Below are 9,298 nucleotides of genomic sequence, written 5' to 3'. Positions count from 1 at the left end.
GTCTCCCTGAGCTGACGCTCGTCCCCTCTCACTAGGATCGACCCATGACCGCCGTCCCCCTCGGAATGCCCTCCGCGCCACCGCCGGTGCTGGCGCCTCGCCGGCCGACCCGCCAGATCAAGGTGGGCAAGGTGATGGTCGGCGGGGACGCACCGATCTCCGTGCAGTCGATGACGACGACGCTGACCGCGGACGTGAACACCACGCTCCAGCAGATCGCCGAGCTCACCGCCGCGGGCTGCGACATCGTCCGGGTGGCCTGCCCGTCGCAGGACGACGCGGACGCGCTGCCGGACATCGCGCAGCACTCGCAGATCCCGGTGATCGCGGACATCCACTTCCAGCCGAGCTACGTCTTCGCCGCGATCGAGGCCGGCTGCGCCGCGGTCCGGGTCAACCCGGGGAACATCCGCAAGTTCGACGACCAGGTCAAGCAGATCGCGCAGGCCGCGAAGGACCACGGCACGTCGCTGCGGATCGGCGTCAACGCGGGTTCGCTGGACAAGCGGCTGCTGGAGAAGTACGGCAAGGCGACGCCGGAGGCTCTGGTCGAGTCCGCGGTCTGGGAGGCGTCGCTGTTCGAGGAGCACGACTTCCACGACTTCAAGATCTCGGTCAAGCACAACGACCCGGTCACGATGGTCCGCGCGTATGAGCTGCTCGCAGAGCGTGGCGACTGGCCGCTGCACCTTGGCGTCACCGAGGCCGGACCCGCCTTCCAGGGCACCATCAAGTCCGCCACGGCCTTCGGCGCCCTGCTGTCGAAGGGCATCGGCGACACGATCCGGGTCTCGCTCTCGGCCCCGCCGGTCGAGGAGGTCAAGGTGGGCAACCAGATCCTCATGTCGCTCGGCCTCAGGCCGCGCAAGCTCGAGATCGTCTCGTGCCCGTCGTGTGGCCGGGCACAGGTCGATGTCTACACGCTCGCGGACCAGGTGACCGCGGGTCTCGAGGGGCTCACCGTCCCCTTGCGCGTCGCGGTCATGGGCTGCGTCGTCAACGGCCCCGGCGAGGCGCGCGAGGCGGACCTCGGGGTCGCGTCCGGCAACGGCAAGGGCCAGATCTTCGTCAAGGGCGAGGTCATCAAGACCGTCCCCGAGAGCCAGATCGTCGAGACGCTCATCGAGGAGGCCATGCGCATCGCCGAGGAGATGGGGGAGCCGGTGGACGCCGAGTCCGCGGGCGCCCCGACCATCACCGTCGGCTGAGTCGTGCGCCACGGCTTCCTCTCCACCGAGAGGTATGCCGCTGTGCTCGCTCTGGCTGCACGCGTCGTCGCACTCCTCCCGCGGGAGCGCATCGCGGTTGCCGTGGACGGGGTCGACGGTGCAGGCAAGACGATGCTGGCCGACGAGCTCGCTGACGCGGTGGGGCATCGTCGTCACGTGATGCGGGTCTCGATCGACGGGTTCCACCACCCGAGCGCGGTCCGCTACCGCCATGGTCGCGGGCCGGAACAGTACTACCGCGATTCCTACGACTACGCGCAGTTCCGGGCTGCGGTCCTCGAGCCGTTCCGCCGCGGGGAGCCCGTCACGCCCGCCGTCAACGACGTCGAGCAGGACCGCCGCGTCGACGTGCCGGCGGTGCCGGTGCAGGCGGACACGGTGCTGCTCGTCGACGGGATCTTCCTCCAACGCCCGGAGCTGCACTCCGCTTGGGACGCGACGCTCTTCGTGGACGTGCCGTTCGAGGTGTCTGTCCCGCGCGGCAACACGCGATTCCCCGGCCTGCACGACTCGGATCCCGAGGCCGAGTCGAACTCCCGGTACGTCCGGGGCCAACGGATCTACCTCGACGAGGTTCGACCGCGCGAGCGGGCGACGTGGGTGCTCGACAACACCGACCTCCGGCGTCCCCGCATCGACGTTCCGGGCTGACCCGACGCGGCGCGCCAAGGATCGAGCTGATGGGGGTCAGGAACATCGGATCTCCCAGGCCGGCTGCTGGGGGTCGTCGTTGTGCACGACGATGTCGGCGAGAGCGGTCGGGCGAACCGTGTCGAAGTAGAACTGTTGAGAGGGGATGTAGCGCTCACGCCACCGTCGGGCGACCTCGACGGCAGACATCACTCCCGCTTCCCGGACGAGGGCGCGCTCCACGGTCGTCTCGAATGCGGTCGAGACGAAGATCCGCAGCTCCCACCGGTCCCGCAGTTCCGGGCGCTGGAGGAAGACGCCGTCGAAGATCAGCACGGCGTCGGCAGCGGCCGTCGTGACCGGCGGTGACAGAGCGCGGTCGGCCGTGCGGTCGTAGACCGCGTGCTGGAACCGCCGGTCTCCACCGGGTCCGAGCGGGTCGAGCAGCACCCGCTTCAGCCCGTCGTAGTCGTGGGTCTCGAGGTAGCAGCCTTCGGGCGAGTACGTGCCCCGCCGGTACCGCTGTGCCTGAGGGTAGAGGAAGCCCTCGATCGTCGCGCGGACGACATCGTGGCCCCGTGCGCCCAGGACAACGGCCAACTCGTCAGCCAGCGTCGTCTTACCGGCCGCGGGAGGGCCGTCGACGGCGACCCTCGTCGGGTGGTCGACCGTGACCGACTCGATCGCTCCGGCGAGGGACGTGAGCAGCTGAGCGCGGGTGCCGCTGTCCATGCCTGCCGGGTCCTCGCCTCGTGAAGGTGCGTCGCGATCACCTTAGCGCCGAAACCCTCAGTTGCGTACCTTGACGGTTACGTAACCTATACGGTACAAAGATGACATGGAGGCTGCTCTACGGGCGCTCGCGGACGACAGCCGACGGACCCTGCTCGAAGCGCTGGCTGACGGCCCGGCAACCGCGGGTGAACTGGCAGCGCTCCTACCCATTGCCCGCCCCGGGGTATCGCGCCACCTGAGGGTGCTGCGGGAGGCGGGTCTCGTCGAGGTTCGCCCAGAAGCACAACGGCGGGTCTACTCACTCCGCCCCGAGCCGCTCGCGGAGATCAACGACTGGTTGGTTCGACACCTGTCGCTGTGGGAACAGCGCCTGGATGCCCTGCACACCGAGATAGCACGCGGCAAGCGTGCGCGAAGGAGCACCCCATGACCGGCAACACACCCGGAAGCGTCCGCATCCTGGGCACCCTGCGCTCAGTGGACGGCAAGGGCATCGTGCGCCTGGAGGACCGGTTCGACACCGACATGGACGACCTCTGGTCAGCCCTCACCGATCCGCGCCGCCTGGCCCGCTGGCTCGGCGACGTCGAGGGCGATCTGCGGGAGGGCGGTGTGTTCCGCGCACGCTACTTCGCGAGCGGCTGGGAGGGCACCGGCCGGGTCCAGGAGTGCGAGCCGCCGCGCCGGTTGATCGTCCTGACCTCGTCGCCAGACGAACGGGAGGGTGTCATCGAGGCGACACTCAGCGCCGACGGCGACGAGACCATCCTCGTCATCGAGTTCCGCGGCCTGCCGCTCGAGCAGCTCGCCGCCTACGGGGCGGGAAACCAGGTCCACGTCGAGGACCTCGCCGCCTACCTCGCCGGCGGAGAACGCTGCGACGCGCGGGCGCGGTGGGAGGAACTCCACCCCGCCTACCAACAGCTCGCCGGCGATATCATCTAGCTCCTCGTCTGGAGGTTGAGCCATGGACACCCACGACCGGTACGCCAGCGTCCGCTACCTCGTCACGGACGTGCAGTCCGCCATCGACTTCTACACCAATCACCTGGGGTTCACGCTCGACAGCAGCGCGGGAGCAGCGTTCGCCGACGTGCGTCGCGGTCCGCTGCGGCTGCTCCTGTCCGGACCCGCCAGCTCGGGCGCCCGAGCCACCCCGCCGGAGGCCAACGTGCCCGGACGTAACCGCATCCACCTGGTCCTCGATGACCTGGACGCCGAGATCGACCGGCTCCGAGCGGCGGGTCTGGCGTTTCGCAGTGAGGTGGTCAGCGGACCCGGCGGTCGTCAGGTCCTGCTCGCCGATCCGGACGGCAACCTCGTCGAGCTGTTCCAGCCCGCCTCGCGCGGCTGAGGCGCCCGCGCGGCGGCTCCAGCGGTTCACTCTCGTTCCCTAGACTCGTTGCACGTGTCCATGGCTGGCGCCACGTGTGGAGGAGGGCCGCTTGTCCGATCCGTTGCTGGCTGGCGCTAGGGCGGCGCCGCCGAGGACCCTCCTCGACGTCCTCGACGCGACGATCGCTTCGCACCCGGACGCCCCGGCCATCGACGACACCAGCAGCGTCCTGACCTATGCGGAGCTGGACGAGCAGGTCGACCGGATGGCCCGCGAGCTTGCAGCGGAGGGGGTCCGCCGAGGGGACACCGTGGGCGTCCGGGCGCCGTCGGGCACCCATGACCTCTACGTGGGGATCCTCGGCATCATGCGCGCCGGCGCGTCCTACGTCCCCGTCGATGCGGACGACCCGCAGGAGCGCGCGGACCTCGTCTTCGGGGAGGCTGGGGTGACTGCTGTCGTCGGCCCCGGCCGCGCGGTCAGCAGTGTTGCCCGTCCTCCCGCTGTCGGGCGGGGCGGCGTCGGCACGCCGGACCTGGCCCCGGACGTGACTCCCGACGTGACTCCTGAGGTGACCCCGGCCGACGACGCCTGGGTGATCTTCACGTCCGGATCGACGGGCGTGCCCAAGGGCGTCGCCGTCAGCCACCGGTCGGCCGCCGCCTTCGTCGACGCCGAGGCGCGGATGTTCCTCCAGGCTGAGCCGCTCGGCCCGGGCGACCGGGTCCTCGCCGGTCTGTCGGTCGCCTTCGACGCGTCGTGCGAGGAGATGTGGCTCGCGTGGCGCCACGGCGCCTGTCTCGTCCCGGCACCCCGCGCGCTCGTCCGGACCGGGATCGACCTCGGTCCCTGGCTCATCGCCCAGGGCATCACGATCGTGTCGACCGTTCCGACCCTGGCCGCCCTGTGGCCCCCCGAGGCGCTCGAGCAGGTGCGGCTGCTCATCTTCGGCGGGGAGGCCTGCCCGCCCGAGCTCGCCGAGCGGCTCGCCACTCCGGAGCGTGAGGTCTGGAACACCTACGGCCCGACCGAGGCGACCGTCGTGGCCTGCGGCGCGGTGCTCGACGGGCGCAGCACCGTGCGCATCGGCCTGCCGCTCGACGGCTGGGACCTCACCGTCGTCGACTCCGACGAGCAGCCTGTCGGGCCGGGGGAAGTGGGCCAGCTCATCATCGGCGGGGTCGGTCTCGCCCGCTACCTTGACCCGGTCAAGGACCTCGAGAAGTTCGCGCCCATGCCCGGCCTCGGCTGGGAACGCGCCTACCGGTCGGGCGACCTCGTGGTCAACGACCCGGAGGGACTCATCTTCGTCGGCCGCGCGGACGAGCAGGTCAAGCTCGGTGGCCGTCGGATCGAGCTGGGAGAGGTGGACGCGGCGCTCCAGGGACTCCGCGGGGTCACCGGAGCTGCTGCAGCCGTCAAGGCGACCGCGGCAGGCACCCAGGTCCTCGTCGGCTACGTCGTGCCCGCTGACGCCGACGACTTCGACCACAAGGCGGCGCTGACGCGCCTTCGCCAGGAGCTGCCGGCCGCCCTGGTTCCGTTGCTCGCCACCGTCGACACGCTCCCGACCCGCACGTCGGGGAAGGTCGACCGCAACGCACTCCCGTGGCCACTGCCCGGCTCCGGTGCCGCGGACGAGACGGAGGCTGGGAGCGAGCTGAGCGGCATACCGTCCTGGTTGGCCCATCAGTGGACCAACACCCTTGGCGCGCCGGTCCGCTCGCTCGACGCGGACTTCTTTGCGCTCGGAGGCGGGAGCCTCTCCGCGGCCCAGCTGGTCTCACGGCTGCGCGAGCAGTACCCGACGGTGACGGTCGCCGACCTCTACGACCACCCCCGCCTCGGTGCCCAGGCGGACTTCCTCGACTCGATCGCGCCCGACCTCGCCGAGGCGACGGTGCGGGAGGTCCGCCGGATCCCGCGCTCGACCCAGCTCGTCCAGACCGTCATCTCGCTCGGCCTGCTCACGGTCAAGGCGCTCCAGTGGCTCGTCGCGCTCGTCGCTGCGACCGAGCTGCTCCGTGCGCTCGACCTGGCCCCGTGGGCGCGTCCCGTGTCGTGGTGGGTCGTGGGCCTCGGTGCGCTTGCGTTCGTCACCCCGCTCGGGCGGATGGCCATCAGCGCCGTGGGGGCGCGCGTCATCCTGGCCGGTGTCAAGCCCGGCACCTATCCCCGCGGCGGCAACGTCCAGCTGCGGCTGTGGGCCGCCGAGCGGTTCACCGAGGTCATGGGTGCGGTCAGCCTGGCCGGGGCGCCGTGGATCATCCACTACGCGAGGGCCCTGGGCGCCGAGGTCGGTCGCGGCGTCGACCTCCACACCGTCCCTCCCGTCACCGGCATGCTGACGATCGGCGACGGCGCCAGCGTCGAGCCGGAGGTCGACCTCTCGGGTTACTGGATGGACGGTGACGTCATCCACGTCGGCCGCATCGACATCGGCGCCGGCGCCCGGATCGGTGGCCGCAGCACGGTCGGACCCGACGTGAAGATCGGCCGTGAGGCCGTCGTCCAAGCCGCGTCGACGGTGCTCAGCAACGTGCGCAAGGGCGCGACGGTGGCCGGCTCGCCAGCCGTCCGGGTCCGCTCCGACGACACGGCGTGGCCGGTGGCGCGCCCTGCGCCGCGCTCGTACTGGGTCGCGCTGTACGGGGTCTCCTCCTTCCTCGTCTCGCTGATCCCGCTCGTCTCGCTCCTGCCCGGGCTGCTCCTCGTCGCCGGCTGGCTTCGCGATGAGACCTCCTTCCGCGAGGCAGCCGTCACGGCCCTGCTGTCGGTACCGGCGGTCACCGTCCTGGGGATGCTGACCCTCGGCGTGCTCACCGTCGTCATCGTCCGACTCCTCGGCCTCGGCCTCACAGAGGGGCACCACCCCGTGCGCGGCCGCGTCGGCTGGCAGGTGTGGATGACCGAGCGGCTTCTCGACCAGGCGCGGACCATCCTCTTCCCGATCTACGCCAGTCTCTTCACGCCGGTGTGGCTGCGCCTGCTCGGCGCGCGGGTGGGCAAGGGCGTCGAGGCCTCGACCGTCCTGCTCGTCCCGCGGATGACGAGCATCGGTGACGGGGCCTTCCTCGCCGACGACACGATGATCGCGAGCTACGAGCTGGGCCGCGGCTGGATGCGCATCGCGCCGGCCAGGGTGGGCAAGCGAGCCTTCCTCGGCAACTCCGGCATGACCGCGCCCGGCCGCCGAGTGCCGAAGCACGGACTCGTGGCCGTCCTCTCGGCGGCGCCGGAGAAGGCCAAGGCGGGGTCGAGCTGGCTCGGCAGCCCACCCGTCCGGCTCCGCCGGGCACCGCAAGGCACCGATGCGGAGCGCACCTACGAGCCGTCCACGCGACTGAAGCTGATCCGGGCCGTGGTCGAGCTCTGCAGGATCGTCCCGGTGACGGTGACCGTCGGCCTCGGGGTCGTGGTGCTCGTCGCGCTGTCCGGCATCGTCCAGGCGTGGGGGGTCTGGGAGGCCGCGGTTCTCGGGGGAGTGGTCCTCGCTGCCGTCGGGGCCGGGGCCGCTGGTGTCACCGTGGTCGCCAAGTGGGTCGTCGTGGGCCCCATCCGTGCCGTCGAGCACCCGTTGTGGAGCCCCTTCGTCTGGCGCAACGAGGTCGTGGACACCTTCGTCGAGATGGTGGCCGGCCCGTGGTTCGCGTGGACGGCGACCGGGACCCCGGCGATCAACATCTGGCTGCGCAGCCTGGGAGCGAAGATCGGGCACGGCGTGTGGTGCGAGACCTACTGGCTGCCGGAAGCCGACCTGGTGCGCCTGGGGGACGGCGTCACGGTCAACCGAGGCTGCGTGCTCCAGACCCACCTCTTCCATGATCGAATCATGAGCATGGACACCGTCACTCTGGCCGCCGGTGCGACTCTCGGACCCCATGGCGTGATCCTGCCCGCTGCCACGATCGCGGCGGGAGCGACCGTCGGCCCCGGGTCGCTCGTCCTTCGCGGCGAGACGGTGCCGCCGAGCAGCCGGTGGACCGGCAATCCGATCGCGCCGTGGCTGGAAGCCCGCCACTGATGCCGCGATCGGCCAAGGTCCGAGACGACGAGGCCCTCGACCCCTACGTGCCCGAACGAGGGGACCGCCGCTACGCCGTCACGCACTACGACCTCGACCTCGTCTACCGGGTGTCGAGCAACCGGCTCGCCGGCCGGGCCACCCTCGACGTGAGCTACCTCGAGGAGACCGACCGGATCGCCGTCGACCTCGCCGGGCTGCGGGCGAGCAAGGTGACCGTCGCTGGAAGAGCCGTCCCCTGGACGCACCGGGGGAGCCGGATCACCGTGCGCCTCCCGGACACCGCGGTGGTGGGCAACACGACGACCGTGTCGATCACCTACGCCGGCAACCCCCGGCCCGCGAGGAGTCGCTGGGGCGCGGTCGGCTGGGAGGAGCTCGACGACGGAGCGCTCGTCGCCTCGCAGCCCTCCGGGGCGGCCACCTGGTTCCCCTGCAACGACCACCCCAGCGACAAGGCCACCTATCGCATCGCCATCGACTGCGACTCGCCCTACGACGTCGTGGTGACCGGCAGCCTCACGGACAGGCGCGTCCGGGGCAGCCGCACCAGTCGGGTCTTCGTGCAGGACGCACCGATGGCGACCTACCTCGCCGCAGTCCACATCGGCCAGTACACGCGCTTCACCCTCGCGCGAGAGCCCGTGCGGCAGGAGGTCGTGCTCCCGGCCGGCCTCGTCGCTCCAGCGCGGGCCGACCTGTCCCGGCAGCCACGGATGATGGAGGTGTTCGAGCGGCTCTTCGGGCCCTATCCCTTCGCCGACTACACCGTCGTCGTCACCCCTGACGAGCTGGAGATGCCGCTCGAGGCGCAGGGCATGGCGACCTTCGGTCCCAACTGGCTCCAGGGCAGGGGACGCGAGGAGCGCCTCGTCGCGCACGAGCTCGCGCACCAGTGGTTCGGCAACAGCCTGACGATCGCCACGTGGCGCGACATCTGGCTCAACGAGGGCTTCGCCTGCTACGCGGAGTGGCTCTGGTGGGAGGTGGCCGATGGCATCCCCGCACACCGCTCTGCCCGCGAGCACTGGTCGCGACTCGCTGCTCTCCCGCAGGACATCGTCATCGGCGATCCCGGCCCCGCCCTGATGTTCGACGACCGGCTCTACAAGCGAGGCGCCCTGACCCTGCACGCCCTGCGCCAGGAGTCAGGTGACCCCAGCTTCTTCGCCATGCTGGGTGAATGGGTCGCCGACAACACCCACGGCTCGGTGACCACCGAGGCGTTCAGTGAGCACGCCTCTCGCCACCTCGGGACCGTGGCCGAGGAGCTGCTTGACGACTGGATCTGGGGTGCAGCCCTTCCCGACCTGCGGATTCCGGCTGGAGGCGACCGTTGAGCTC

The 9,298-nt window shown here is 70.9% G+C and carries 8 protein-coding genes; 7 read left to right on the top strand and 1 reads right to left on the bottom strand.

Annotated elements, in window-relative coordinates; all coding sequences use genetic code 11:
• Nucleotides 1-44 precede the first annotated feature (44 nt).
• Together ispG and ABF401_RS17800 are read left to right on the top strand one after the other, a co-directional pair.
• Nucleotides 45-1,208 (top strand): flavodoxin-dependent (E)-4-hydroxy-3-methylbut-2-enyl-diphosphate synthase, encoded by a 1,164-nt coding sequence (gene ispG, locus ABF401_RS17805; protein ID WP_353510924.1) that lies wholly within the window; start codon nt 45-47, stop codon nt 1,206-1,208.
• Between the two features lie 3 nt (nt 1,209-1,211).
• Entirely contained in the window at nt 1,212-1,880 is a 669-nt protein-coding gene (locus tag ABF401_RS17800; RefSeq protein WP_353510923.1) for a nucleoside/nucleotide kinase family protein, read from the top strand.
• Nucleotides 1,881-1,916: 36 nt separating this feature from the next.
• Here ABF401_RS17800 and ABF401_RS17795 read toward each other — a convergent pair whose 3' ends face one another.
• Complete coding sequence (locus tag ABF401_RS17795) at nt 1,917-2,591, bottom strand: nucleoside/nucleotide kinase family protein (protein WP_353510922.1); 675 nt, start codon at nt 2,589-2,591, stop codon at nt 1,917-1,919.
• A gap of 106 nt (nt 2,592-2,697) precedes the next feature.
• On the opposite strand from ABF401_RS17795, the gene ABF401_RS17790 reads away from it, so the two are divergent.
• The 5 genes from ABF401_RS17790 (at nt 2,698) to ABF401_RS17770 (ending at nt 9,294) form a co-directional block, all read left to right on the top strand.
• Nucleotides 2,698-3,024 carry an ArsR/SmtB family transcription factor gene (locus ABF401_RS17790; RefSeq protein WP_353510921.1) on the top strand — a complete coding sequence of 109 codons (327 nt, stop codon included), beginning with the start codon at nt 2,698-2,700 and terminating at the stop codon, nt 3,022-3,024.
• Nucleotides 3,021-3,539 carry an SRPBCC family protein gene (locus ABF401_RS17785; RefSeq protein WP_353510920.1) on the top strand — a complete coding sequence of 173 codons (519 nt, stop codon included), beginning with the start codon at nt 3,021-3,023 and terminating at the stop codon, nt 3,537-3,539. Before ABF401_RS17790 ends, ABF401_RS17785 begins: the two co-directional genes overlap by 4 nt.
• A 22-nt stretch (nt 3,540-3,561) precedes the next feature.
• Complete coding sequence (locus ABF401_RS17780; RefSeq protein ID WP_353510919.1) at nt 3,562-3,948, top strand: VOC family protein; 387 nt, start codon at nt 3,562-3,564, stop codon at nt 3,946-3,948.
• A gap of 91 nt (nt 3,949-4,039) precedes the next feature.
• Nucleotides 4,040-7,954 carry a Pls/PosA family non-ribosomal peptide synthetase gene (locus ABF401_RS17775; protein ID WP_353510918.1) on the top strand — a complete coding sequence of 1,305 codons (3,915 nt, stop codon included), beginning with the start codon at nt 4,040-4,042 and terminating at the stop codon, nt 7,952-7,954.
• Nucleotides 7,933-9,294 carry a M1 family metallopeptidase gene (locus tag ABF401_RS17770; protein WP_353510917.1) on the top strand — a complete coding sequence of 454 codons (1,362 nt, stop codon included), beginning with the start codon at nt 7,933-7,935 and terminating at the stop codon, nt 9,292-9,294. The genes ABF401_RS17775 and ABF401_RS17770 overlap by 22 nt, the downstream gene beginning before the upstream one ends.
• Nucleotides 9,295-9,298 lie beyond the last annotated feature (4 nt).

It is taken from the genome of Intrasporangium sp., assembly GCF_040414665.1.
Lineage (GTDB): Bacteria > Actinomycetota > Actinomycetes > Actinomycetales > Dermatophilaceae > Intrasporangium.
Note: the sequence above shows the minus strand (reverse complement) of the source record. Positions and strands in the feature narration are given on the sequence as shown.

Excerpts from the sequence above, each read along its gene's own strand:
- ABF401_RS17785 (WP_353510920.1), top strand. The coding sequence starts at position 3,021 with ATGACCGGCAACACACCCGGAAGCGTCCGCATCCTGGGCACCCTGCGC.
- ABF401_RS17780 (WP_353510919.1), top strand. The coding sequence starts at position 3,562 with ATGGACACCCACGACCGGTACGCCAGCGTCCGCTACCTCGTCACGGAC.
- ABF401_RS17795 (WP_353510922.1), bottom strand. The coding sequence starts at position 2,591 with ATGGACAGCGGCACCCGCGCTCAGCTGCTCACGTCCCTCGCCGGAGCG.
- ispG (WP_353510924.1), top strand. The coding sequence starts at position 45 with ATGACCGCCGTCCCCCTCGGAATGCCCTCCGCGCCACCGCCGGTGCTG.
- ABF401_RS17790 (WP_353510921.1), top strand. The coding sequence starts at position 2,698 with ATGGAGGCTGCTCTACGGGCGCTCGCGGACGACAGCCGACGGACCCTG.